Annotated in this window: 22 protein-coding genes and 2 pseudogenes; 15 read left to right on the forward strand and 9 right to left on the reverse strand. The window is 65.1% G+C overall.

The features are described 5' to 3' along the window. Positions 1-105 precede the first annotated feature (105 nt). Positions 106-1,833: a radical SAM protein gene (locus tag AC0QDI_RS20260; RefSeq protein WP_474671255.1), complete on the reverse strand. Its 1,728-nt coding sequence runs from the start codon at positions 1,831-1,833 to the stop codon at positions 106-108. A gap of 495 nt (positions 1,834-2,328) precedes the next feature. Here AC0QDI_RS20260 and AC0QDI_RS20265 point away from each other — a divergent pair, with 495 nt between their 5' ends. Both AC0QDI_RS20265 and AC0QDI_RS20270 read left to right on the forward strand, forming a co-directional pair. Continuing rightward, a complete protein-coding gene (locus AC0QDI_RS20265) occupies positions 2,329-2,487 on the forward strand; it encodes a DUF7559 family protein (RefSeq protein ID WP_474671257.1) in 159 nt (52 codons plus the stop codon). 166 nt (positions 2,488-2,653) lie between these two features. Continuing rightward, positions 2,654-3,148 carry an Hsp20/alpha crystallin family protein gene (locus tag AC0QDI_RS20270; RefSeq protein WP_474671259.1) on the forward strand — a complete coding sequence of 165 codons (495 nt, stop codon included), beginning with the start codon at positions 2,654-2,656 and terminating at the stop codon, positions 3,146-3,148. Between the two features lie 83 nt (positions 3,149-3,231). Here AC0QDI_RS20270 and AC0QDI_RS20275 read toward each other — a convergent pair whose 3' ends face one another. The 3 genes from AC0QDI_RS20275 to gatD form a co-directional block, all read right to left on the reverse strand. Beyond that, complete coding sequence (locus tag AC0QDI_RS20275; RefSeq protein WP_474671261.1) at positions 3,232-4,422, reverse strand: NAD(P)/FAD-dependent oxidoreductase; 1,191 nt, start codon at positions 4,420-4,422, stop codon at positions 3,232-3,234. Between the two features lie 299 nt (positions 4,423-4,721). After that, a complete protein-coding gene (locus AC0QDI_RS20280; RefSeq protein WP_098724655.1) occupies positions 4,722-5,015 on the reverse strand; it encodes a DUF7521 family protein in 294 nt (97 codons plus the stop codon). Positions 5,016-5,966: 951 nt separating this feature from the next. Then, entirely contained in the window at positions 5,967-7,250 is a 1,284-nt protein-coding gene (gene gatD, locus AC0QDI_RS20285) for a Glu-tRNA(Gln) amidotransferase subunit GatD (protein WP_474671263.1), read from the reverse strand. A 116-nt stretch (positions 7,251-7,366) separates the two neighbouring features. Here gatD and mfnA point away from each other — a divergent pair. After that, positions 7,367-8,473: pseudogene (mfnA, locus tag AC0QDI_RS20290) on the forward strand (tyrosine decarboxylase MfnA); the annotation flags it as partial. Between the two features lie 35 nt (positions 8,474-8,508). Here the strand turns inward: mfnA and AC0QDI_RS20295 are convergent. Further along, positions 8,509-8,835, reverse strand: coding sequence for a DUF7344 domain-containing protein (locus AC0QDI_RS20295; protein ID WP_474671265.1), 327 nt, complete (start codon positions 8,833-8,835; stop codon positions 8,509-8,511). Between the two features lie 221 nt (positions 8,836-9,056). Between AC0QDI_RS20295 and AC0QDI_RS20300 the strand changes: the two genes are divergently transcribed. The 10 genes and pseudogenes from AC0QDI_RS20300 (at position 9,057) to AC0QDI_RS20345 (ending at position 18,587) form a co-directional block, all read left to right on the forward strand. Beyond that, a complete protein-coding gene (locus AC0QDI_RS20300) occupies positions 9,057-9,872 on the forward strand; it encodes a TrmB family transcriptional regulator (RefSeq protein WP_474671267.1) in 816 nt (271 codons plus the stop codon). Between the two features lie 99 nt (positions 9,873-9,971). Further along, a complete protein-coding gene (locus AC0QDI_RS20305) occupies positions 9,972-10,235 on the forward strand; it encodes a HalOD1 output domain-containing protein (RefSeq protein ID WP_474671269.1) in 264 nt (87 codons plus the stop codon). A gap of 243 nt (positions 10,236-10,478) precedes the next feature. Then, positions 10,479-12,596, forward strand: coding sequence for a methionine--tRNA ligase (gene metG, locus AC0QDI_RS20310; protein WP_474671271.1), 2,118 nt, complete (start codon positions 10,479-10,481; stop codon positions 12,594-12,596). Between the two features lie 195 nt (positions 12,597-12,791). Next, positions 12,792-12,962 carry a hypothetical protein gene (locus AC0QDI_RS20315; RefSeq protein WP_474671273.1) on the forward strand — a complete coding sequence of 57 codons (171 nt, stop codon included), beginning with the start codon at positions 12,792-12,794 and terminating at the stop codon, positions 12,960-12,962. A gap of 110 nt (positions 12,963-13,072) precedes the next feature. Then, positions 13,073-13,324, forward strand: a pseudogene (locus AC0QDI_RS20320) (NAD-binding protein); the annotation flags it as partial. A gap of 124 nt (positions 13,325-13,448) precedes the next feature. Next, on the forward strand, positions 13,449-15,224 hold the full coding sequence (gene pyk / locus AC0QDI_RS20325; RefSeq protein ID WP_474671275.1) for a pyruvate kinase: 1,776 nt from the start codon (positions 13,449-13,451) through the stop codon (positions 15,222-15,224). Positions 15,225-15,289: 65 nt separating this feature from the next. Further along, positions 15,290-15,646 carry a DUF7312 domain-containing protein gene (locus tag AC0QDI_RS20330; protein ID WP_474671277.1) on the forward strand — a complete coding sequence of 119 codons (357 nt, stop codon included), beginning with the start codon at positions 15,290-15,292 and terminating at the stop codon, positions 15,644-15,646. 133 nt (positions 15,647-15,779) lie between these two features. Then, positions 15,780-16,415 (forward strand): NfeD family protein, encoded by a 636-nt coding sequence (locus AC0QDI_RS20335; RefSeq protein ID WP_474671279.1) that lies wholly within the window; start codon positions 15,780-15,782, stop codon positions 16,413-16,415. Between the two features lie 72 nt (positions 16,416-16,487). Next, positions 16,488-17,669, forward strand: coding sequence for an SPFH domain-containing protein (locus AC0QDI_RS20340; protein WP_474671281.1), 1,182 nt, complete (start codon positions 16,488-16,490; stop codon positions 17,667-17,669). 300 nt (positions 17,670-17,969) lie between these two features. Continuing rightward, the gene (locus tag AC0QDI_RS20345; protein WP_474671283.1) at positions 17,970-18,587 is read left to right on the forward strand and encodes a winged helix-turn-helix transcriptional regulator; all 618 of its coding nucleotides are present in this window, start codon (positions 17,970-17,972) and stop codon (positions 18,585-18,587) included. Between the two features lie 36 nt (positions 18,588-18,623). Here AC0QDI_RS20345 and AC0QDI_RS20350 read toward each other — a convergent pair whose 3' ends face one another. The 3 genes from AC0QDI_RS20350 to yjjX all read right to left on the reverse strand — a co-directional run bounded on the left by AC0QDI_RS20350 (position 18,624) and on the right by yjjX (position 20,392). Continuing rightward, on the reverse strand, positions 18,624-19,274 hold the full coding sequence (locus AC0QDI_RS20350) for an HAD family hydrolase (protein ID WP_474671285.1): 651 nt from the start codon (positions 19,272-19,274) through the stop codon (positions 18,624-18,626). 118 nt (positions 19,275-19,392) lie between these two features. After that, positions 19,393-19,614, reverse strand: a complete 222-nt coding sequence (locus tag AC0QDI_RS20355; protein WP_474671412.1) for a DUF7123 family protein — start codon at positions 19,612-19,614, stop codon at positions 19,393-19,395. Between the two features lie 253 nt (positions 19,615-19,867). Then, the gene (yjjX, locus tag AC0QDI_RS20360; RefSeq protein WP_474671287.1) at positions 19,868-20,392 is read right to left on the reverse strand and encodes an inosine/xanthosine triphosphatase; all 525 of its coding nucleotides are present in this window, start codon (positions 20,390-20,392) and stop codon (positions 19,868-19,870) included. A gap of 216 nt (positions 20,393-20,608) precedes the next feature. On the opposite strand from yjjX, the gene AC0QDI_RS20365 reads away from it, so the two are divergent. Continuing rightward, positions 20,609-21,589: a transcription initiation factor IIB gene (locus tag AC0QDI_RS20365; protein ID WP_097380621.1), complete on the forward strand. Its 981-nt coding sequence runs from the start codon at positions 20,609-20,611 to the stop codon at positions 21,587-21,589. 69 nt (positions 21,590-21,658) lie between these two features. Further along, positions 21,659-22,333 (forward strand): type I 3-dehydroquinate dehydratase, encoded by a 675-nt coding sequence (locus AC0QDI_RS20370; protein ID WP_474671290.1) that lies wholly within the window; start codon positions 21,659-21,661, stop codon positions 22,331-22,333. Positions 22,334-22,621: 288 nt separating this feature from the next. Here AC0QDI_RS20370 and AC0QDI_RS20375 read toward each other — a convergent pair whose 3' ends face one another. After that, positions 22,622-23,149: a DUF1102 domain-containing protein gene (locus AC0QDI_RS20375; protein WP_474671292.1), complete on the reverse strand. Its 528-nt coding sequence runs from the start codon at positions 23,147-23,149 to the stop codon at positions 22,622-22,624. Between the last annotated feature and the right edge of the window lie 347 nt (positions 23,150-23,496).

The following is a 23,496-nucleotide window of genomic DNA, read 5'->3' on the forward strand; positions in this document are numbered from 1 at the left end:
CCTCTGTTTCACTTCTGATTCCCATCCATAATAGAACTACCGACACCGAGCCGTCGACTGACGGGCAAAGCGCCCGTTCCGGGACGAATCCGGCCGAAATCGAACTCAGTCCGCGCGCTCGAGCGGCCGCGTCGTCACGAACTGCGTCAGGTCGAACTCGGTCCCGAGGGCGGCGTCGGCGACGGATTCGTAGGGCCGATTGACGACGATATCGCCCGCGGTTCGGTCGCCGATACCGGGGATGGCGGCGAGTTCGTCCATCGAGGCCGCGTTGAGATCCAGCGGGTAGGGAACGCCGGTCACCGAGCGGTAGCCGTGATCGACGACCGCGACGTCGATGGTTCGCTCGAGCTCGCGTTCGCCCGGGATACCCACCAGCAGCGGGTAGGTGCCGAGCTGGCGGCCGAAGGTCTTCCCGTCCTGGTGGTACTCGAGGTGGACGTCCGGCAACACGGTGCCGGGCGGCGCGACCCGCTCGAGCATCGGGTTGTCGATCTCCTCGCGGACCCGCTTCTTGTAGCGTTTGAACAGCTGTTTGTGCTCGTTTGCGATCTCGGCTCCCGTCTCGCTCATGTCGGTGCCGTCGAAGGCCATCACCTGCCGGATGTTGATCCGCCGGAGCATGTAGCCCTCGTCGTACACCCGCTGGAGGAACGCGCGATTGCGCTCGTAGGTCTCCTCGCGCTCGCCCTTGAGGCCGTGCAGGAGGTTGATCCCCGGCAGGAGCTTGGGCAGTCGGCGCGGCGCGTCGTCGCCGAAGGTGGGCGCGTCTTCGCGGTCTCCGCCGGGTCGCCAGCCCGCTTCCTCGTTGACGATCCGGACCGCTTCGAAACACTCCTCGGCGGTGACGTTCAGGTTGTTCTCCTCTTGGACGACTGGGTCGGCCGACTCGAGGCCGAACGCGGCCGTGTCGCCCGGCGTGTTGTGCTCGGCGATGATCCGGATCCCCTCCCGGCTCTCCTCGGGCCACTCGACGATCGTGATCGGGTTCATGTTGTCGAGGTGGAGCGTCTCGAGGTCGGGTGCGACCTCGCGGATCCCGCTGTAGAGCTGCCGCAGGGCGTCCGGATTGGGCGCTTCGCCGTCGCCGCCGTAGGCGAGGATGTCGGCCTGCCGGCCGAGCCGAAAGTGTTTCACGCCGTAATCCGAGAGCGCGTCGACCTCGCCGACGACCGACGGCGGCGACCGGAAGGACGGGTTGCCGTACAGCGGTTCCGTACAGAACGAACACCGGTAGGCGCAGCCCCGCGAGGTCTCGAGTTCCGCGATGAGGTGGTCCGGATGGTTGGGATGCTGTTCGACGACGAACGCGCCCTCCTGGGCCCACCGCGAGACCTCGTCGACGTCGCGCATTCGGTTGTTGAACCCCTCGAGGCCGCTCTCGACGAGGTCGTAGACGGCGGCCTCGACGTCGCCCTTGGCGACGAAATCGAAGTCCAGGTCCTGGCGTTCGGTTTCGGTCGCGCCGGCGTTCTCGTCGCCGACGCCGAACTTGACGGGGCCGCCCATCAGGCTCGTGCCGGTAGTCGTCCAGGCGAGCTTTCGGACTTCGTCGGGTTCGGCCGGCGTGCCGCCGACGTACTTCCCGGGGACGGTCATCCCACCGAGGTAGACCAGGAGGTCGGCCTCGTCGACGTCGCGCCAGTAGTCGGGCTCGTCGCGAAGCCGATCGATCGTGTGGTACGTAATCTGCTCGCGCGGGACGCCCGCGTCGACGAGCGCGCCCGCCGCGTACCGAGGATACGTCGAGATGTACGGCGGCACCCCGAAGTGCGCGGGCTCGTCGACGTAGCCGTCGACGATCGTCACCGCCAGCGTCTCGGGGTCTGTCATGGCTCCCGATAGCGACTCGAGGGGTAAAACGATGACTACACGAGAGCCCCTGCCGTTCGCGACGCTTCGCTGCGCTTCCGCCCAGCGAGTCGCCCCCTTTCAATTCCGCCCACTGCAGTGGGCCGATCGACCGGCCGAAACGAAGCGGGAGTCGACTGTGTGGCGCGCGCTGGTGGTACGCCCGAGCAGACGCGAGGGCGTGCTCCACAATTCGTGCGAGGGGCGAGTGAGCGAGTACAGCGAGCGAACGAGTCGGCTGGGGAGGGAGAGGCTGTGGGTGGCAATGAAAGGGGTGTGGTCGAGGACGGCGGACGAAGCCAGAACCGCAGCCGACCGGAGGGAGCGAGGATCACAGCGAGTCCTCCGACTCGACCACACCGGGGGCTTTCTGGGTCGCAGTGATATCGATGTAAAGGCGGGCCGTAGTAATTGAGACACATCCGTCTGAATGCCGCAACCCCGACGTTGATGGTCGTCGTGACGCTAGTACCGCACATGCCACCAACCGAGGAAATCGTCTGTACCGACGAGGACTGCTTTCTCGATATCTTCGAGAACCACTACACCTACGACGTGCCCGACGACTTCGAAATCTCGGCGCTCTCGTGTCCGGTCTGTGGCGGCACCGACTGCCTCGAGCGGGTTGAACTCTGAGCGGAGCGCCCCGCTCGTCAGACGTTTCTTTTGTTCTGAGCAAAAGGAATATCAACCCGGCTAGCGTACCCGTTCTCACGGTCATGTCTCCCACGTACTGCAAACCCTTTCTCCAGGTCCCCGCGATCGCCGCCCGCGTCCCGCGCACCGCCCGGGGTGATTCCCCGTGACCCTCAGAGACCTCGGTAAATCGGTCGGTAGCGCGCTGTACCGACAGGTCGGCCGCGCGAACGGTCGCGTCCAAAACCACCGGTCGTTGCCCGTCGACGTCCTCGAGAACGACGCCTCCTACCGCGTCGTCTTCGACGCGCCCGGCGCGGAGCCGGACGACGTACAGGTCCGCTATCTCGAAGGCAACGTCAAGATCCGGATCGACCGGTTCCGACAGTTCCACGAGGGGTACGAGATGCGGTTTCCCGGCCGCGGAATGTCGCTGTCCGCAGACGCCGAGTTACCGACCGACGCGATCGTCGACCCGGACGCCGGAACGGCGCGGCTCTCCGAAACCGGGACGCTGAGCGTCGAAATTCCGAAGGACTCCGCGGTCAGCGACGCGTCCGAGGCCGAGTCGGATTCGAAAATCGACGCAACTGAGCCGACCGACGCGTCCGATACGTCCGATTCGGAACCCGACACCGAGCGAGTCGTCGTCGACGACTGACTCGGTCGATTCCTGTCGATCAGTTTCAGCCACACCCGCGACCCCCGTGTGGGTGCGCTTGGACACGGCGACAGCGAACCGTCTCAGTTCGGGTCGAGCGCCATCCCCTCGACGACGTCGAACGCCTCGTCGCCGCTGAACCGCGTCGGGTCGAAGGCGTCGATTCCGTCCCCGCCGAGTATTTCTGCCGCGAGCCGCGCTCCGATCGCCGGCGCACGCATGAAGCCGTGGCCCTGGAATCCGGTCGCGACGTACAGCCCGTCGCGGACGCGTCCGACGAGCGGATCCCGGTCGGGCGTCGCCGTACAGAGGCCGGCCCACGCTCGCTCGAGTCCGCGATCGCCGTCCGCGACGCCCGGCACGCGATGGCCGACCCGCTCGAGGAGATTGTCGGCGAACCCGGGATCCGCGTCGTGATCGTACGCGTCGGGATCGGCCTCGCGGTCTTCGGTCCCGTCGCCCGCGAGGAGGCCGGCCGCGTGGGGTCGCAGGTAGAAGCCGCCGGTCGCGTCGTAACACATCGGTTCCGCGAGGTCGGCGTTCGCGACCAGCGCCTGCACGCGGTACGGCTTGACGGCGAGGGGGATGCCCGCATCTGCGAACAGCCCCTTGGTACGCGCGCCGGCGGCGACGAGCACCGCGTCGACCTCGTGGACCTCGCCGTCGGGACGAACGACTCGCGCGGGATCGGCTCGAACGTCGACCGCCGTCTCGGTCTCGAGCGTCGCGCCGGCACCGGTGGCCGCGGCCGCGAGGCTGGCGGTGTACGCGGCCGGATCGACGTAGCCCGCCCCGCCGGCGACCCCCGCGACGGCGACGTCGTCCGTCCGAAGGGCGGGAAATCGGTCCGCCAGCGCGTCGCTCCCCATCTCGAGGGCGACGATGCCGTTGTCCTGCATTCGCCGCACCTGGTCGCGGATCGCGTCGGCCCGTTCGGGGTCGCCCTCGCGGGCGAGCCAGACGTAGGGACATTCGACGAACGGGAACGTGTCGTCGCCCGAGAACGCGCGGAACCGCTCGATCGCGTCGCCGGCGATCTCGGCGTCGAGCCCGTCCGCGAAGGCGTCGTAGCAGATCCCCGCGGCCCGGCCGCTCGCTCCGCTCGCGACGCCGCCGCGGTCGTAGAGGCTCACGTCCACGCCTTCGCACGCGAGATCGTAGGCCGCGGTCGCGCCGATGGCTCCCGCGCCGACGACCGCTACCTCGAGCCCTGCACCCCGGTCGGTGAGCGCGTCCGAACCGACGGCCAACGCAGGTTCGTCGGCGTCGCTCATGGTCGATCACTCGCGGGAACCGTTCGGCGGAGTCGGCTCGAATCGCGGCCGCCGGTGGGACTCACGTGGTCGGAATCGCCGCTCATGGCCACTACTCGTCGTGGGGACCACTTATACTGACGGCTGTCCGTCAGTACGTCCGCCGGTGGCTGCGACGGCTGGTCCGCGATCGGTGGCGGGAAGGAAGGGGTATGACGGCAGGGGAGACGGAACGCCGTGGTTCAGTGCCCCGTCTCCCTGCCGTACGGTAACGGATCACTCGATTACGGATAGAAGTGGCTCCAAACCAGTTTGGTTCGTCAGGTGACGTACAACGAACGCGCGATCACGAGAAAGCCGGCGAGGACCAGCAGGCTCTCGAGCAAGATGCCGGTCATCAACGGGACGGCGAGCAGTTCGTACAGCATGCCGGCGAGCACGAGCCCGAGGGTGACGAGTCCGAAGCCGAGCGAGAGATAGCCGAGCGCGGGTTGACGGGTCCGCCGGTAGGCCTTGTAGGCGAAGAAGGTGATGACGCCGCCGACGATGAGGACGAGCGTCTTGACGACCGCAAGGGCGATCGCGGTCGGCATTGCCGCGGCGGAGGACGACATAGCTGTTTGTACTCGGATATTCAAGACCTGTACCAAGAACCTTGCCGTTCCCGAAAGCCGTGGGCCGTGTCAGCTATCATCGTGACCGATCACCGGGATTTTCGTACTGACTTCCGGCAGAGATCTCCGTCTCACTCAGACTGGCCAACCGGCGTGCGGTGGCGCGCGCTGTCGGCGAGGCGCGACTAGTGCGAGACCTCCGGTCTCGCATACCATGCGAACGGCGGCTCCGCCGCCGTGAGCAGACGGGCGCTACGCGCCCGTGAGCAGAAATCGGCTGGGGAGGGCGTGGCGATTCCCTGTTGTCACGATAGCAGGGCGCTCTGTTTCACGTATCAGTAGATCGTACCACGGTTTTTATTCAGAACTCTCCGTGAAACTCCCGCTACGCACAGAGACGAACTTAGCGCTGTAGCTTCTATCAGCTAGCAGGGGAATTGTGAGAATAGTGCTAAATACGGGGCGAGTCTGTTGGGACTATTGAATTCTGGAGACGACGGTAACTATGGGCGTGGAGTAGCCCATGCCCACCTGAGTGTGAACTACTGTGAATCCACAGATCGTTCGAGAGTTTTGAGACCGAAATAGACGACTCCCCCTACGAAAAGACCTTCTATAGCTGCGTTCACTACGACAGATTCGATGAAAGTTAGCTGTATTAATTGAGTGACTGCTGTACCAAGAGCCGCAAAAATGCCGGCGGCAAACCCAAATTTGAGTCTCACCATATTGTGGTTAGAAAATACACATCTATGGCTGTTTCGGTGATAGATGCCACCCATCATATTTCCACTAATTATCTCTCCCGACTGGACACACCCGCTGTACTTGCCAAATCGGATACTTCATCCCATATCTGTTCCCGAATGAACAAATAATATCTCCAATTACTGTTATTTTCACGAAAATCTACCACTCCATTCGCCGTTGTCGTCGCTCAGAGAGACCGATCTACTCCCAGGGAACCGATCGTTCCTGTATCTCGCCGGCCAGCGACGTTCCCATCGCTTCCTCGACGTCGTCCGAATTCGCGAGCGCCCACATCAGCTTGACCTTCGCGGTCCCCGGCAGCGTGTCGCCGGCCTCGACGACACCGGCCTCGAGCAGGTCCCGGCCGGTATCGTAGACCCGATCGCAGACCCGCCCCTCGAGACACTGACTGGTCATGACGACCGTCGTGCCGTCTTCGATCAGTTCCTCGATGCGGGGAATCAGATCGGTGTGGACGTGGCCGAGTCCGGTCCCTTCGATGACGAGTCCCTCGTTTCCCTCGACCGCGTCGAGGAACCGGGGATCCATCCCGGGCGTGAACTTGAGCAGTTCGACGTCCTCCTCGAGATCGGGTTCGATGGCGAGATCGACCGCGCCGCGCTCCCGATAGTCGCGGCGGAACGAGACCGTCTCGTCCCCGCTCGCTTCGTAGTTGACCTCGCCCAGCGGCTTCGCACCGACGGTTTCGAACGCGTCTCGACGCGAGGTGTGGTTCTTCCGCACGCGGGTGCCTCGATGGAGCGCACAGACGTCGTCCGATTCGGAGGCGTGCATGCAGACCATGACCTCCGCGCAGTCGCTCTTGGCGGCCTCGACGGCCGAAACGGCGTTCATCACGTTGTCCGAGGACGGCCGGTCGGCCGAGCGCTGGGAGCCGGTGAAGACGATCGGCACCGGGGTCTCGAGCATAAAGGAGAGGACCGACGCGGAGTACTGCATCGTGTCGGTGCCGTGCATGACGACGACGCCGTCGGCGCCGGCCGCGATCTCCTCGCGGACGGCCTCGGCGAGGTCCCGCCAAATCGGCGGCTCCATGTTCTCCGAGAGGATGTTGGCGACGACCCGCCCGCGGTAGTTCGCGCGGCCCGCGAGATCGGGAACGGCTCGCAGGACGTCTTCGGCGTCGAACTGCGCCGTCACCGCGCCCGTCCGGTAGTCGATCGTCGAGGCGATCGTCCCGCCGGTCGAGAGCAGCGAAATCGTCGGCAGGTCGTCGTCGAACTCGATCTCGGAGCCGCTCCCCTCGCCGTCGGCTTCGCCTGCGTCGGGGCCCGTCGAGTCCGTCCCGTCGATCTCGTAGACGTCCTCCGCGAGAACCGACACGTCGGCCGACTCGCGATCGACGCCGACGTTGTAGCCGCCCTCGAGTTTTACCACGAGCTGCTCGTCCGTGCTCGAGGGGAGCAACACGCCTTCGTACGTGCGATCCGCGCGGTCGACGCGGATGCGGTCGCCTGGATTCATGGGTTGGCGTTGCGCGGCGGCGGACTTGAAGGCACGCTTTCGGCGGTACGTCCCCGGTCCGTCTCGAGGCGAACGGTCCCCGTCGAAAAACGTCGACAAACGTAACAAATAAACGCGCGACCGTTCACAGACGTGATATGCAAATCGAGCCGCAAGCGTTCGATCGGGTTCTCTCGTCGATGTGTACGGAACCCCATCCTGCGGCGCGCGACGCGGCTGAGCGGTTTCTCGCGACGAACCCCGGCGATCCCGGCACCTATCCGAACGTCTCGGCGCTCGAGGACGACGCCATCGCCCTCCTGAGCGAGATCGCGGGGCTGGACGACCCGGCGGGCTACGTCACCAGCGGCGGTACGGAGGCGAACATTCAGGCGGTCCGGATCGCCCGCGAGCGGACCGAGAGCCGCTCGCCGAACGTGGTCATGCCCGAGTCGGGTCACTTCAGTTTCCGGAAGGCCGCCGACCTGCTCGGCGTCGAACTGCGACTCGTCCCGACAGACGAGCGGCATCGGGCCGACCTCGAGGCCGTCCGAGCGAGCGTCGACGACGACACGGCGCTGGTGATCGGCGTCGCGGGGACGACCGAGTACGGCCGCGTCGATCCCATCCCGGAACTGGGCGAGATCGCGGACTCGGTTGACGCCCTGCTCCACGTCGACGCCGCCTGGGGCGGCTTCGTCCTTCCCTTTACCGACTACGAGTGGCACTTCGACCACGCCGCGGTCGACACGATGACGATCGATCCCCACAAGATGGGGCAGGCTGCGGTCCCCGCCGGCGGACTGCTCGTCCGCACTCCCGACCTGCTCGACGAACTCGCCGTCGACACGCCCTATCTCGAGTCGACCTCCCAGGCGACGCTCACCGGCACCCGTTCGGGCGCGGGTGTCGCCAGCGCCGTCGCCGCGATGGAAGAGCTGTGGCCCGGCGGCTACCGCCGCCAGTACGTCCGCTCGCAGAACAACGCCGACTGGCTCGCCGACGCTCTGGAGAAGCGGGGCTATCCCGTCGCCGATCCCACGCTCCCGCTGGTCGCGGCCGACGTGCCCCAGTCGACGTTCGACGCGCTGCGGGCCAAGGGCTGGCGCATTTCGCGGACCGCGACGGGCGAGTTGCGGGTCGTCTGCATGCCCCACGTCACTCGCGAGATGCTGGCCTCCTTTATCGGGGATCTGGACCGGCTCGAGGTGCGCGCGAGCGTCCCCGTCGTGAGCGACGACTGAATCGCCATCGCTGTCCCTGCTCTTACTGCCTCTGCTTACCGACCGCTCTCAACGGAGCGCATGACCGGGACGAGCGCCGCCGCTCGAACGGGCGTCACCGCATGCGTCTCGGGATCGTAGTCGACGATGTCGGCGTCGTCCAGTTTCGGCAGGTGACGGTGATGTAACGCGGCGGCGACTTCGTGCACCCGTTCCGTCGACGCGCGGTCCGATTTCGCCCCCGTTTGGGCCGTCGCAATCGCGGTGGCGAGGTCGTGTAGCGGTATCGATGACTCCCGCTCGGCGAGGACATCGATGACGTCGCGGCGGTATCGATCGCGAAGGAGCGCGAAGGTCGTGTCGTTGGTCCGTTCGTCGGTCACAGGAGGACGTGTTTCGTGTTCCATGGTCTTCGATGAGTGTGAGTCGCAGCGCCCGCCCCTGCGTTCCCCTGCGAGGAGACGGGCACGGTTGCTGATCGACCGTCCCGTAGTATCCTGCGGCTACATTTAAGCCATCCGACAGTTCGAGAGGAACACCCGGCGCAGTGTTCCTTCGGAAAAACACGCCAAAGAGACTACTCGCTGCGGACCCTCTCTACGGTATGGAAGCGGCACAGGAAGCGATATCGGCGCTGGAAGAACTCGGGTTGACCGAGTACGAAGCGCGGTGTTTCGTCGCGCTCGCACAGCTCCCGCACGGGACGGCCAAGGAGACCGCGCAGGTAGCGGATATTCCGCGGTCGCGGGTGTACGAGACGATGGATCGGCTCCGGAAGAAGGGGCTAATCGAGATCCACGAGACGGAGCCGCGGATGTATCAGAGCGTGTCGACCGATACCGCGATCCAGATTCTCCGCACGGAGTACGACTCGTACTTCGACACGGCGGAACGGACGCTCCAGCAGCTGGAGCCGGCGTACAAGGACGCCCAGCAGGGCGTGTGGGCGCTCAATACCCACGAACAAGTCACCGGGCGAATCGTCGACCTCATCACCGACGCGAGCGACGAGGTCGTGTTGCTGGTGTTGGAGGACGACCTGCTGGACGAGGCGACCGCCGACGCCTTGGCGGACGTCAGTGACAGCGACATCTCCGTTCACGTCGGGACCGTCTCCGAGTCCACCCGCGATCACGTCGAGAGCATGGCCGTCGACGCGGAAGTCTTCACCACCGGCCTGATCGAGTGGTTTACCGCCATGTCGGGCTCTCCGCGCCTCGGCCGACTTCTCCTCGTCGATCGGGGGCCGGTACTCGTGAGCGCCCTCCACGAGGAGGAACTGCCGGGCGTCCCCAACGAAACGGCGGTGTGGACCGACGGTATCGACCACGGCTTCGCGACCTTCGCGGAGCGGGTTTTCACGTACGAATTGAAGGAGAACGTCACAGCGGAATCCGACGAAACCGACGACCCCGCGTGATTCCCATCGTCTCTCGGACCCGGACTGACGATCGGGACGTTCGTTTACTCGATTACTCACAGGTCGTGCATTTACGTTGATACGACCCGAACATCCGCCGTGGAATACGAAATCGGAGAGGACGAGTCCGTGTGTACTGCGGTCGTCCTCGCGGTGAGCTCGGCCGAGGAGTGCGATCCCTGTTCGCTGACGCCGTTGTACGAGTCGATCGACCCGGAGGCACTGACGGCGCTGTTCGATTCCCAGCCCGCCACGTCGAGCAGCGATCCGATCACGGTGACTTTCACGTTCAGTGACTATCTGATCACCGTTTCCGATGGAACGTCCCTCACGCTCTACCCGGTAACTTCCCCCAATCAGTAGCTGCCCTTCGCCGCTCGACGGTGTTTTCCGGCAGCGTAGTATCGCGTTCGTTTCCACGGCCGCTTTCCGCCCCTCGTGCGCCGTCATCGTTCCGTATCCGTCGCTTCTCGCTGTCGTGCTCAACACACCGCCACCGTTCTCGCTCGAGGCGGGGACCGAACGCCCGCGAACGCGTGACGGCGGCCGGCGGGCCGAGCGATCGAAACCGGCGGGTTTTACGCCCGCGAGCGCAACGTGACGACCATGAGCCACGACGAGTTTCCGACGGACGAACCCGCCGTCGTGACCTGCGGGTTGCCCTACGCTAACGGCGACCTGCACATCGGTCACCTGCGGGGGTACATCGGCGCGGACGCGTTCAATCGCGCGCTCGAGACGCTGGGCCAGGAGTCGATCTACGTCTGCGGATCGGACATGCACGGGACGCCGGTCGCGGTCAACGCCGAACAGCAGGGCGTCGATCCGGAAGATTTCGCGCTGGAGTGGCACCACCAGTACGAGGAGACGTTCCCGAAGTTCAACGTCGACTTCGACAACTACGGACACACCCACGACGAGACGAACACCGAACTCACCCGGGAGATCGTCCGCACGTTAGACGACGAGGGTTACATCTACGAGAAGGAGATCCAGGTCGCCTACGATCCCGAGGCCGATCAGTACCTCCCCGACCGCTACGTCGAGGGCACCTGTCCCTACTGCGGCGCGAAGGCCCGCGGCGACGAGTGCGACGAGGGCTGTCAGCGCCACCTCGAGCCGGGCGAGGTCGAAGATCCCACGAGCACGATCACTGGCAACCCCGCGGAGTACCGCGATCGGAGCCACAAGTTCTTCGAAGTCTCCGAGTTCACCGACTTCCTCACCGAGTTTTTGGACGGACTCGAGGGGACCTCGAACGCGCGCAACCAGCCCCGACAGTGGATCGAAGACGGACTGCAGGACTGGTGTATCACGCGGGATATGGACTGGGGAATTGACTACCCCAGCGATGAAACCGCCGACGGCGACGACCTCGTCCTGTACGTCTGGGTCGACGCCCCGATCGAGTACATCTCGAGTACGAAGCAGTACTCCGAACGCGTCGGCGCGGACGAGTACAACTGGGAGCAGGTCTGGAAGGGCGACGGCGAGATCATGCACATCATCGGCCGGGACATCATCCAGCACCACTCGATCTTCTGGCCGGCGATGCTCGAGGGCGCGGGCTACAACAAGCCCCGCGGGATCGCCGCGACCGGATTCATCACGATCAACGGGAAGGGGCTCTCGACCAGTCGTAACCGTGCGATCTGGGCGAAGGAGTACCTCGAGGAGGGGTTCCACCCCGACCTGTTGCGCTACTACCTGACGACGACCGGCGGCCTCCAGCAGGACGTCGACTTCTCGTGGGACGCCTTCCAGGAGAAAGTCAACGGCGAGTTGGTGGGTACCGTCGGCAACTTCTGGTACCGCTCGCTGCTCTTCGCCTACCGCAACTACGAGGGCACGCCGGACGCCGACGTCTCCGAGGAGGTCCGCGAGCGCATCGAGGAGGCCATCGGCGACGTGCGCGAGAGCGTCAACGACTACTCCATGCGCGGGGTCGGCCAAGCCGCGACGCAACTCGCCCAGTTCGGCAACGAGTACATCCAGCGCAACGAGCCCTGGAAGCTCACCGATGAAGAGCCCGAAAAAGCTGCACAGGTCATCCGCGACTGCGTCCAGCTCGCCAAGGCCGTCGGCGTTCTCCTCGAGCCGATCACCCCCGACAAATCTCAGGCCCTCTGGGCGCAGATCGGCGAGGACGGCGACGTTGCCGACGCCCGCCTCGAGGACGCGCTCGAGGCCCCGCCGCGGAGCTTCGACGAACCGGGCGAACTCTTCGAGAAGATCGAGGACGATCGCGTCGACGAGCTGACCGAAAAGCTCGAGGAGCGCGTCGACGCGGCCGCGGACGACGGCGACGGTGAGACGGACGACGCGATCGAAACCGAAAGCGACGACTCCGACGGGGACGAACCCGGCGGTATGACGGACACCGACGACCTCGAGGCGCTGGCCGACGAGCGGATCGGCTTCGACGACTTTCAGGAACTCGACATCCGCGTGGGTCGGATCGAAACGGCCGAGGGGATCGAGGGTGCGGACGACCTCGCGCGCCTCGAGGTCGACATCGGCTTCGAGACGCGACAGATCGTCGCGGGGATCAAGCAACTCCACGACCTCGACGAGTTGCCGGGGACGAAATGCGTGTTGCTCGCGAACATGGAGAAAGCCGAACTGTTCGGCGTCGAATCCGACGGTATGATCCTCGCGGCCGGCGAGGAGGCGGACCTGCTGACGACCCACGGCGACGCCGCGATCGGCGAGAAGATCAAGTAACTCACCCGAAGACAGCGGCAACGAGCCGCTTTTTGAAGCCGTTCGATCGCCGTCCGTGTTTCGAACGTCGAGCACCGAGCGCCCCGTTTTTCTCGAGCGCTCGCGCGTCGCTCATCGCGCGAGCCCCTGTACGGCGTTCGGGAGTGTCAATTGAGCTCAAATACTACTATAACGGAGGCTATCCATTGGTACCATATGGCACAGAGTGACAGCAGCGTATGGGAGTCCGTCAGGACGAATACGCGGTCGAATTGGCTCGCACAGGTGCCGAAGACTCCCGAATCGGCGGAAGTGACGGCATTAGTAGTGATCGCACTGTCGCTCTTTTCGCTCATGGCGCTCGGGAATCTCGCCGGACTCTGGTAAGGCCCACTCGGTCGGGCAACGCCGTACTCTTCCCTTCGAGCCGAAAGCGATTGCGAATCGATTTTCTGGCGGGTAGCCGGGGAGCGTTGCGTTCGCTCTCGAGGTCGTTTCGGGAACAGGTGTTGCGAACCGCCGGGGTCGATCGGGCGACGAAGCTCGTCGCCGCGATCGACGACTCGACCGTCAACATCCAGATCGCGATCGTCAGCGGGACGGCCGCGTCCTCGGCCGAGATCCTCGTCCGCGTCGGCGACGAGGTCTACGAGTCGGTCGCGCGAGAGGCCGGCGCCGACGAGGTCATCATCCCCGAAGTCGTCAGCGGCGAGCGCGTCACTCGGTTACTCGAGCGGCCGGCGGACTGACTCGAGCGCCGGAACTCGGCGGCACCGTCGTCGACGCGACGGGCTCGGCGGCTCGCCGCCGAGAGGAGAACTCGAACGCGAGTAAGTGACCATCTTTTAGGCGATGCTGGCGGTATCGTCTGCCATGAGGAACGCGAAGATCGTCTGTACGCTGGGGCCGGCGTCGAACGATCGCGAGACGATCCGAGAGCTCGCCGCGGCCGGGATGTCCGTCGCGCGGCTGAACGCGAGCCACGGCAGTCCCGAGGATCGGGCCGCTCTGATCGATCGGGTCCGCGCGGTCGACGAGGAGCGAACGGAACCCGTCGCGATCATGCTCGACACAAAGGGCCCTGAGATTCGGACCGCGCCGCTCCCCGACGGCGAGACGGTGTCCCTCGAGACCGGAGCCGAAATTCGGTTCGTCGAGGGCGAGGAGGCGACGTCGAACGTGGTCGGGCTCTCGGTGTCGATCGACGCCGTCGAACCCGGAGACCGAATTCTGCTCGCCGATGGGCTGATCGAGACGACCGTTCTGGGCCGCGAGGAGCGGGGAGACCACGAGAGCGACGCCGTTCGCGCGCGGGTCGACACCGGCGGCGAGCTGGGCGGCCGCAAGGGGGTCAACGTCCCCGGCGTCGAACTCGATCTCGACGTCGTCACCGAGGGAGACCGGCGGGACCTCGAACTGGCCGCCGAGAAAGGGGTCGACTTCGTCGCGGCGAGTTTCGTCCGGGACGCCGACGACGTCTACGAGGTCGGCGAGGTCTTAGAGGAACAGGGTGCAGATATCCCCATCATCGCGAAGATCGAACGCGCCGGCGCGGTCGAAAACTTGGACGAGATCATCGACGCCGCCTACGGCGTGATGGTCGCGCGCGGCGACCTCGGCGTCGAGTGTCCGATGGAGGACGTGCCGATGATCCAAAAGCGGATCATCCGCAAGTGCCGCGAGGCCGGCCGACCGGTCATCACCGCGACGGAGATGCTCGACTCGATGGTCCACGCTCGACGGCCGACGCGCGCGGAGGCCTCGGACGTGGCCAACGCCGTCCTCGACGGCACCGACGCGGTCATGCTGTCGGCCGAGACGGCGGTCGGCGATCACCCCGTCGCCGTCGTCGACGCGATGGACAGCATCGTCCGCGAGGTCGAAGGCTCCGGCGAGTACGCGGAGTTGCTCGAGCAGCGCGTGCCCGCTTCGGGCGAGGCGCGGACGGACGCACTGGCACGCTCCGCGCGCTTTCTGGCGCGTGACATCGGCGCCGACGCGGTCGTCGCCGCGACGGAGTCCGGCTACACGGCGCTGAAGACGGCGAAGTACCGCCCCGGCGTGCCGGTCGTCGCATCGACGCCGAATCAGGCGGTGCGTCGCCAGCTCGCGCTGACGTGGGGGGTGACGCCGCTGTACGCGCCCGTCTCGGATCAGGGGGCCGACGCCGTCGTCGAGAAGGCGGTCCAGGCCGCACTGGACGCCGGCGTCGCCGAGAGCGGGGACACCGTCGTCGTCCTCTGTGGGATGATGACCGACCTCGAGGGGGCGAACACGACGAACATGCTGAAGGTTCACGTCGCCGCGGACGCGCTGACGACGGGACAGGTCGTCGTCGAGGGCCGAGCGACCGGGCCGGTCGTTCGCCTGTCGGACGGCGACCTCTCGGACGTGCCGGACGGGGCGATCCTCGCCCTCCCCGCGGCGTTCGACGAGGAGTTCGCGGGCGAGACGGGACGGATCGCAGGTATCGTCAACGCCGAGCGGGGAATGACCGGCTATCCGGCGCTGGTCGCGCGCGAACTGGGGATCCCGATGATCAGCGACGTCGACATCACGGAGCTACGGGACGGCGAGACGATCACCGTCGACGCCGAACGCGGCGTCGTCTACGGCGGGGATATCGGTGACCGGCCCGAACGACCCTGAACCGACTCGGTCGCCGCCGACGGTCGGACCGCGGCTTTTTGACGACCGGACCAATACGGACGAGTATGAGCGACGAATCGTCACGGAGCGGCGACCAGTGGGGTGCGTCCGGTGACGACGACTGGGGCAACCCCGACCGGCTCGACCGACCGGACGACGATCGGACGGATCGAGACGGCGATCGAACGGATCAAGACGACGGCGATGCGGGATGGGACCGGATCCCCATCGATCTCTCCGGCGGGAGCGACGACCGAAACGCCGACGAAGCCGACGCGTCCGAGGCCGACGAATACGGGCCCGAAGCGAGTTCGACGCCGATCGAGGGCGGCGATCCGGATCTCGAGAACGCGCTGTTCGTACTCCTGGGTGCGGTCGCGATGATGCTCGTCATCGTCCGACTCGTGTTGATTCTGGTCTGACGATTCCGTACCGGTGACCGATCGCCGGGGCGATGACGTTTGGCCCGGTGATCGGGGCCGCTTCTCGCTCTCCCGACCCATCCCTCTTGAAATGCGGTAAACATTTAATCGGGACAAGCCCCAACCTTCGCACATGGTCGAATCTCTCGTCGGGAATATACCGCTGTTGTTGCTGGTCGTGGGACTCGTGTTGATGGTCCTCGAGGCCCTCTCGCCGGGTGCCCATCTCATCGTCATCGGAATCGCGTTGGTCGGGGCGGGACTCGTCGGGCTTCTCTTTCCGCCCCTGGCGAACGTGCTCGTGCTAGCGGGGCTGACGCTCGCGATCGGACTCGCCGCGGCGTACGTCTACCGCGAGTTCGACTTCTACGGCGGGAAAGGGAGCGGTCGAACGACGGATTCGGACTCGCTTTCCGGGCGGACGGGGTACGTCACCGAGACCGTCACCACCCGAAGCGGCGAGGTCAAACTCGACGAGGGCGGTTTCGCCCCCTACTACAGCGCGCGGACGACCGACGGAACGATCGAGGAGGGCGAGGAGATCATCGTCCTCGATCCGGGTGGTGGAAACGTGCTCACGGTCGAATCCGTCGGCGCGATCGGCGAGGACGAGATCGATCGCGCGCTGGCACAGGAGGCGGCGTCGGACTCCGACGACGGGGCGAGCGTCGACGAGACCGGCGGCGTCGGCGACGAACCGACGGCGGAGACCGAGCCCACGGATTCCGACGAGCCGGTCTCCGAAACGGAGACCGAGCGGTCGGGGTAGACCGTGCGAACGAATCGCATATGTCGATGAAATAAGGGAACGCTTTTCTTCCCACCCCCGTAATTCCGGGACATGGTGGTACCATTGGTTCCAATGCAGACTGCCGGCGCTGTCCTGTTAGTCGTCGGTGCCCTCGTCCTCGTCGTCGTCATCGCCGCCCTACTCAGCGCGATCGAGATCGTCGACGCCTACGAGAAACGCGCCCTCACCGTCTTCGGCGAGTACCGCAAGCTACTCGAGCCGGGGATCAATTTCGTCCCGCCGTTCGTCTCGAACACGTACGCGTTCGATATGCGAACCCAGACGCTGGACGTGCCCCGACAGGAAGCGATCACGCGCGACAACTCCCCGGTGACGGCCGACGCCGTCGTCTACATCAAGGTGATGGACGCCAAGAAGGCGTTCCTGCAGGTCGACGACTACAAGCGCGCCGTCTCGAACCTCGCCCAGACGACCCTGCGGGCCGTGCTGGGTGACATGGAACTCGACGATACGCTGAACAAACGACAGGAGATCAACGCCCGCATCCGAACCGAACTCGACGAACCCACCGACGAGTGGGGGATCCGCGTCGAGTCGGTCGAGGTCCGCGAGGTCAACCCCTCGAAGGACGTCCAGCGCGCGATGGAGCAACAGACCTCCGCCGAGCGGAAACGCCGCGCGATGATCCTCGAGGCCCAGGGTGAACGCCGCAGCGCCGTCGAGAAGGCCGAAGGTGACAAACAGAGCGAGATCATCCGCGCCCAGGGTGAAAAGCAGAGTCAGATCCTGGAAGCGCAGGGTGACTCGATCTCGACCGTGTTGCGTGCACGCTCCGCCGAGTCGATGGGCGAACGCGCGATCATCGACAAGGGGATGGAGACGCTCGGCGACATCGGTCAGGGCGAGTCGACGACGTTCGTCATGCCCCAGGAACTCACCTCGCTGGTCGGCCGCTACGGCAAGCACCTCTCGGGTAGCGACGTCGAGGAGAACGGTTCGGAACTCGAGAGTCGCGAGTTCGACGACGAGACCCGCGAGCTGATCGGCCTCGACGACATCGCCGAGATCATCGGCGAGATCGACCAGGAAGCGGACATGGACGTCGAAGCGATGGAACAGGAAGCCCAGGCTATCAAGGAAGGGAAGGATCCGGCGAACATCTCCGATCCCGACGAAGTCATCGAAGAGATGGACCAGGACTTCCAGAGTCAGGCCGACGGCGGCACCGAGATGCCGGCCGACGCGGAAGACGACCCGTCGACGAACGACTGAACGACCACGACCCGCGCGCGACAGGATCGGTGCCGGATCGGTTCACGGTCAGCGTTCGGGTCGCCTCGCAACCCGTTTTGCAGTTTCGTGCCGCGACCCCTCGAGCGGCGCTCACAGGCTCGAACCGGCCTCGTGCCATCGCTCGTTTCGATCCCGGACGGTGGAGACGGCAAGCCGCCTCTACCCGCGCTTCGTCCGTCGGTTCGGCACGGGTATCGGATCCATACCCGGTACTATTCGGAGAACAAAGCGGAGCGAAACCTGTTTTACGGGCCGCGTCCTTGGGGACGGTAGGTAGGTATGACAGGATCCGATGGGGTCGACGACGATAAACGGGCGACCCTGCGCCGATTCGCCGCCCTCGGCGCCGCCTCCCCGCTGGTCGGCCGATCGGATTCAGCGGCGGCTGATACGGGTGAAAGCGACGCGCGCGACGCGATCGCGGGCTATCTCTCCACGACGCCCGGTGCGCACTTCTCGAAGATCCGCGACGACCTGCAGCTGGGAACCGGCGAGACCCAACACCACCTGCGCCGACTCGAGGAACTCGACGCCATCGAGCGCTATCGAGACGGGGACTACAAGCGGTTCGTCACCGCCGATCGATTCGACGAGTTCGAGAAAGGCGCACTCGGCTATCTCCGTCGGGAGACGCCCTGCGGGATGCTGATCGAACTCCTCTTGAACGCCGATGCCACCGCCGGCGATCTCGCCGACGCGCTCGACGTCTCGGCGCCGACGGTGAGCAAGTACGCCGGCGAACTCGAGGAGGCCGGACTCCTCTCGCGCGACGACGGCTACGCCGTCGAACGGCCGGAAACGGTGCTGGTGCTCGTCGTCGGCCACGCGGACTCCTTCGGCGACCGCGCGCGGACGCTCGCTCGAGACGCGGACCAGTACCTCGAATACCAGGGATAACGGCCGGTAACGAGTAGTTACTCGCCTTCGAGTCGACTAGTCGACCAGCGACGGCAACTCGGTCAGCGATTCGATCTCGTCGGTCGCGTTCGGCGGTCGCTCGCGCTCGCGATTGTGCGGCCGTCGGAGGAACGCGGTCTCGAGGCCGGCCGCCCGACCGGCCGTGACGTCTTTCGGGGAGTCGCCGACGTAGAACCCGTCCGTGACGTCGAGTCGATCGAGCGCGTCCTCGATGTAGTAGGGGTCGGGTTTGCGCCGCTCGTACCCCTCGAACGTCGGGTCTCGTCCGCGGACGACGTCGAAATCGAATCCGAAGTAGTCGGCGACGAACTCGGCGGTCTCCTGCCGGTTGTTGGTGACGAGGCCGATCACGATTCGCTCGCCCAACTCGCGGATCGCGTCGATATCGTCGTAGGTGCCTCGCTCTCCGGAGCGTAGTCGGTCGTGGGTACCGCTCGAGGCGTGGGATTCTTTCAGTTTCCAGAACTGCGCCGGATCGATCTCGAGCGCCGCACAGTGCGTTCGAATCCGCTCGTGGTCGTGATTCCTGAAGTCGCGACGCTGGGCCGCCGTCGGCTCGGCACCCAGTTCGGCGAGGGCGGCGTCGGCCGCGTCTGCGTACACTTGCGGATCGGTCCGGGGACCATCGAGGATGACCCCGTCCATGTCGAACAGGACGACTATCATTCATCGCCGGAAGAGGCGCCGCAGGAAAAAGAGCGTTCGGCATCGCTGCTAACTGTCGCTCGTCGTTCCTGACGATCGGTAAATTACGGGCGCACGGGGTCGAGCCGACGACGCGACGTTATATGTCGACTTTCCAGGTGGTACTCGAGGAGTAGCCCCATTTTTCGATCTCGACATCGTAGTCTCCCTCCTGGAGTGCGGTGATGTTCGAGCCGACCTCTTTCGCCGTCATACCGAGCTCTTTGCCGATGAGGCGAGATTTGAAGTACGACTTCGTCGCCGCGTTGTTCCGGAGGTACTCCAGAATCCGCTGTTGTTTGCTCGTGAGGTCGGGGGCCATTGCAGTGCTCATACACGGTCGGAAGACAGGAACGGCCTTAGGGGGTTTGGTACGTCCGGTTAACACGTTGCAGTCGTGCGCTTTTCCCCGGGAGTAAGAGAGCAATAACCGGGCGGAAAGCTTTCGTTGGTACGTCCGGTTAATACATCCCGATCCGCGACTATCGTTTGTTCGTGACGGTTTCGGGGCGCCGGGATTCGATCGAGGGTCCGAACGGAGAGCAGCGAACGCGACCGCGCGCCGGGGGCGATCGTCAGTTGTCCGCGTCGTAATACTCCGTTACGAACGGGCCGAACGAGGACGAAACTGCTTGACCGAGCGCTCGCGTCCGATCGGTCAGTCCGGCGGTGAGCGCGCCGGCGGCTCCCTCGGACTCGGCGACGCCCTCGGTCCCGAGCAGGTCGTCCATCACCGGCCCTAGCTCCGAGCCGTCCGCGACCCGTTCGGCGACGGTATCGGGGAGACGAAGCGTCGGGCCGCCGCCTCGCTCGGTTCGGTCCCCGTCGGTGACGGCACCCCACATGATCAGCGAGAGCCCCGGCGCTCCCTCCGGTCGAGCGACGCCGCCCTCGAGGCCGACCCCGTAGTCGGCGTCGGTCGCCGCGAGCGCCCGTCGGGCGCGATTCTCGGCTCCCCTGACGGTTTCCTCGATCGATCGCGGCTGCTCGCGAACCCCGGAGTCGACGGCGACGGCGGTCACGGTCGGTTCGTACCGCTCGAGCGTCCGCTCGACGGCGGTGATCTTGACCGGGTTCGTACTCCCGACTGCGAGTTCCATACCGCCCGTTCGAACGGGACGAAGTTGGAGGCTCCGCTTCGGCGTCGCGCTACATGTTCTGGAGCGATCTCACATGATCATTCGTCGAATTATCCAATTTGACGGGATTTCCGGCCGGGATTTCGAAACTATTAAACCTCGAGTGTCTGAACGTGGAAGGTAACGGATCCGTCCGGGCTTTTGCGATCGGTTCGGCCGGCCAGCAATCGCCATCGTATGACTAACGCACCATCGAACACGAGAGTACGACGTAGCGAACCCGAAACGAACGAACAAGAGACCGAAAGCGAGCAAGAGGATCTGGCCTGCCCCGAGTGTGCGGGCAACCTCGTCGTCGACGACGAACACGGCGAGACGGTCTGTGAGGACTGCGGACTGGTCGTCGAGGAGGACTCGGTCGACCGCGGCCCCGAGTGGCGGGCCTTCGACGCCGCCGAGAAGAACGAGAAGTCCCGCGTGGGCGCGCCCACGACGAACACGATGCACGACAAGGGACTCTCGACGAACATCGACTGGCGGAACAAGGACGCCTACGGGAACTCGCTTGGCTCCCGCCAGCGCGAGAAGATGCAGCGCCTGCGCAAGTGGAACGAGCGCTTTCGTACCCGCGACTCCAAGGAGCGCAACCTGAAACAGGCACTCGGCGAGATCGACCGAATGGCCTCCGCCCTCGGTCTCCCGACGAACGTCCGCGAGACCGCCAGCGTCATCTACCGCCGCGCGCTCGACGAGGACCTCCTTCCCGGCCGATCGATCGAAGGCGTCTCGACGGCCTGCGTCTACGCCGCCGCCCGCCAGGCCGGCGTCCCTCGCAGCCTCGACGAGATCGCGGACGTCTCCCGCGTCGAGAAAAACGAGATCGCGCGCACCTACCGCTACGTGGTCCGCGAACTGGGCCTCGAGGTCCAGCCCGCCGACCCCGAGAGCTACGTCCCCCGCTTCGCCTCGGGGCTCGAGCTCTCCGACGAGGCCGAGCACCGCGCGCGCTCGCTGCTCCAGAACGCCAAGGAGAAGGGCGTCCACAGCGGCAAGTCGCCGGTCGGCCTCGCGGCCGCCGCGGTCTACGCCGCCGCGCTCTTGACCAACGAGAAGACCACACAGGCTGCCGTCAGCGACGTCGCCGACATCTCCGAAGTGACGATTCGAAACCGGTACCACGAGCTCCTCGAGGCCGAGGAGACCATCGGGATGGCCTGACGCGGGCGACGCGCGCCGAACTCGCCGAAACGACACCGTTTTTGTCGTTCTCGCTCCCACTGGGTAGCAATGACGCTGACCTTCGACTCGTTCGTCCTCGCGGCCGCGACGGCGGATCTCGCCGACGAGCCCGCGGCCCGCGAGCACGCGAACGCGATCGAATTTCGAATGGACTTCGCCGACGAGCCGCTGGCCGCGCTCGAGGCGTACGACGGCGAGTTGCCGATCCTCGCGACGAACCGGGCCGATTGGGAAGGCGGGGAGGCGAGCGACGAAGGACGACTCGAGGCGCTCGCCGAGGCGACCGCGTTCGACGCCGTCGCGGCGATCGACGTCGAGCTCGCGTCGATTCTCGAGGGAGCGGCCGACGCGGTGCGCGAGACGGCCCGCGACCGCGACGTCTCGATCGTCGCCTCGACTCACGACTTCGAGGGGACGCCGCCCCGCAAGGAGATGGTGCGAACGCTGACCGAGGCGGGCAAGTACGCCGACGTGGCGAAGCTGGCGGTGACCGCGGAGTCGAAGGCGGACACGCTCGCCGTGCTGTCGGCGACCGAGCAACTGACTTCGCATGGGGATACCGTTGCGACGATGGCGATGGGGGAGGCCGGGAGTCACACTCGAGCGGTGGCTCCGGTGTACGGCTCGAAAATCGGGTACGCGCCCGTGGATCCCGCGGCGGCGACCGCACCGGGCCAGTACGACCTCGAGACCCTTTCACAGTTAATTGACGAACTTTCCTAAATTCGATTCTACTGCCCTGGAAGATCGCGACCCGAGACGTTTGATTTCGACGTGAAAATGAGTTCACTCGGGAACCGAACGTACGGCACCCCGTTGATTCACCCGTATTTCACGGGAATACCGCGAACGAACTGATCGAGCGCCACCGAAATACCAATCCACGACGCGATTCGATCGTGACGGTTCGGTGATGAGACGGACGGTCGGGGACGACTGGATCAGTCGCCGGCAGCCGTCGAACTCGATGCCGTCTCACGGCCGGTGAAAAATAGTACCGGCTCTTAGCCGTTAGTTGCCCGCGGACGCGTCCGCCACCACGTTGATCGTGTCGGGTAGGTCCCCGTAGGAGTTATCTTGAAGCAAGATAACCACATTGACGTACACCCTCTCACCGACGCCGAGTGCGTAGGCATTGCCACTTCCTTCGATCGAGGTGGAGAAATTCGATTGTTCATCCGTCTCTGTCCCATAGAATTCGACAGCATCGTTCGAGTCGTTATCGTTTATCCAGACGCCGACCGACTGTGATCCCTGGTTTCTGATGCTGAACACCCCGGTAAACGAGTAGTCCGAATTCTCGTTGATGCCGTCTCCGCCCACTTGTGCAGTGTCATCGAATGTGAGTGCCAACTGCTTCCCCGTCCCATCAGCGTATGCACTCGTATCCTCGAGCGCGAGGAACGCATCGGCGTCATCAACGACGTCAACGCTCATATTGCGCTCGACGTTAGCGAAATTGAACGCGCCTGAACCGACGAGCGCGCTGGCTCCGATTGCTGTACTCCCTGCACCGATCATGAATTTACGTCGTTCCATAGTCATCACCACTCCACGCACGTTCGGATCTCCGGTTCGTCGTTGCCCGACAGCGTCGCGTCGTATCCGAACGCATGCATTCCCCCCATGCCCGTCCCACCCCTTGTGTATACACTGACAGGAGATTCGACACGCGAGCCCTGCAGTCCGGTTTCTGCACTCACTACTCCGCGTAACCGCTTCCCACACCGACCGCAGCGAGACCACGAAAGTCGTTCATCGGTCCGTTTCTGTACGTCCAATCTATTCTCGAGAGAGGACTGACCGACCTCCGACGGCACTGTCTACGGGGGCTGCCCGTCGCGCCTCGAGCGCAACCACGAACGTGCGACGAACGGAGAATGACA

This window comes from Natrinema sp. LJW11, assembly GCF_056135975.1.